General features: G+C 62.8%; 1 protein-coding gene. It reads right to left on the bottom strand.

The genetic code is table 11. The features are described from left to right. The coding region (locus tag I5W_RS00235) for a Clp protease N-terminal domain-containing protein (protein WP_252716831.1) at positions 1-1633 on the bottom strand (1633 nt) is incomplete at both ends.

Here is a 1633-nt window from a genome sequence, read left to right as displayed (position 1 = left end):
ATACGGAAATGCCGGTGGCGCGCGCCACGATCTCGGCGATCTCCTCGGCGCCCACCTGGGTGCGCACCAGCTTGGGCTTTTCGCTGACCACGCCGGCCGCATCCTTCTTGTTCTGCACCTCCAGCGCAGCTTCCAGCTCGGCCAGCTTGCCGTACTTCAGTTCCGAGACCTTCTGCCAGTCGCTCTTGCGGGTGGCCTCTTCCATCTGCAGACGCACCTTCTCGATTTCTTCCTTCAATTGCTGGCCACCCTGGGCGGTGGATTTCTCGGCCTTCCAGATTTCTTCCAGGTCGGCGTATTCACGCTCCAGCTTCTCGATTTCTTCCTCGATCAGTTGCAGGCGCTTCTGCGAGGCTTCGTCCTTCTCGCGCTTGACGGCTTCGCGCTCGATCTTCAGCTGGATCAGGCGACGGTCGAGCTTGTCCATCACTTCCGGCTTGGAGTCGATTTCGATCTTGATCTTGGAAGCGGCTTCGTCGATCAGGTCGATAGCCTTGTCCGGCAGGAAGCGGTCGGTGATGTAGCGATGCGACAGCTCGGCTGCCGCCACGATGGCCGGGTCGGTGATGTCCACGCCGTGGTGCACTTCATACTTTTCCTGCAGGCCGCGCAGGATGGCGATGGTCGCTTCCACGCTGGGCTCATCGACCAGGATCTTCTGGAAGCGGCGTTCCAGGGCAGCATCCTTTTCGATGTACTGACGGTATTCGTCCAGGGTGGTGGCGCCCACGCAATGCAGTTCGCCGCGTGCCAGGGCCGGCTTCAGCATGTTGCCGGCATCCATGGCGCCTTCGGCCTTGCCGGCACCGACCATGGTGTGCAGCTCATCGATGAAGACGATGGTCTGGCCTTCGTCCTGGGCGATTTCCTTCAGGACCGCCTTGAGGCGTTCCTCGAATTCACCGCGGTACTTGGCACCGGCCAACAGCGCTGCCATGTCCAGCGACAGTACGCGCTTGGACTTGAGGCTGTCCGGCACTTCGCCATTGACGATGCGCTGGGCCAGGCCTTCGACGATGGCAGTCTTGCCCACGCCGGGTTCACCGATCAAGACCGGATTGTTCTTGCTGCGCCGTTGCAGCACCTGGATGGCGCGGCGGATTTCATCGTCGCGGCCGATCACCGGATCGAGCTTGCCGGCACGGGCGCGCTCGGTCAGGTCCAGGGTGTATTTCTTCAGGGCTTCACGCTGGCCTTCATCCTGCTGAGAAGAGACCGAGGCGCCACCGCGCACGGCAGTAATGGCCGCCTCCAGCGACTTGCGGGTCAGCCCATTCTCGCGGGCGGCACGGCCGGCGTCGGACTTGTCGTCCACCAGGCCCAGCAGCACCATTTCGCTGGCCACGAACTGGTCGCCATGCTTTTGCGCTTCCTTGTCGGCCAGGTTGAGCAAGGCCACCAGTTCGCGGCCGACCTGCACTTCGCCGCCATTGCCGGAGACTTGCGGCAACCGTTTGAGAGCGGCCTGCAAGGCGCTGATGAGACCGTTCACATTCACGCCGGCGCGCTGCAACAGCGAGCGTGCGCCGCCATCGTCCTGGGTCAGCAGCGCCAGGATCAGGTGGACCGGTTCAATGTATTGATTGTCGTGGCCGACCGCCTGGGATTGCGCGTCGGCCAGCGCTTTCCTGCA

Source organism: Herbaspirillum sp. B65 (genome assembly GCF_000333555.1).
Taxonomy (GTDB): Bacteria; Pseudomonadota; Gammaproteobacteria; order Burkholderiales; family Burkholderiaceae_D; genus Herbaspirillum; species Herbaspirillum rubrisubalbicans.
This window is presented reverse-complemented; position numbering and strand designations above follow the sequence as displayed.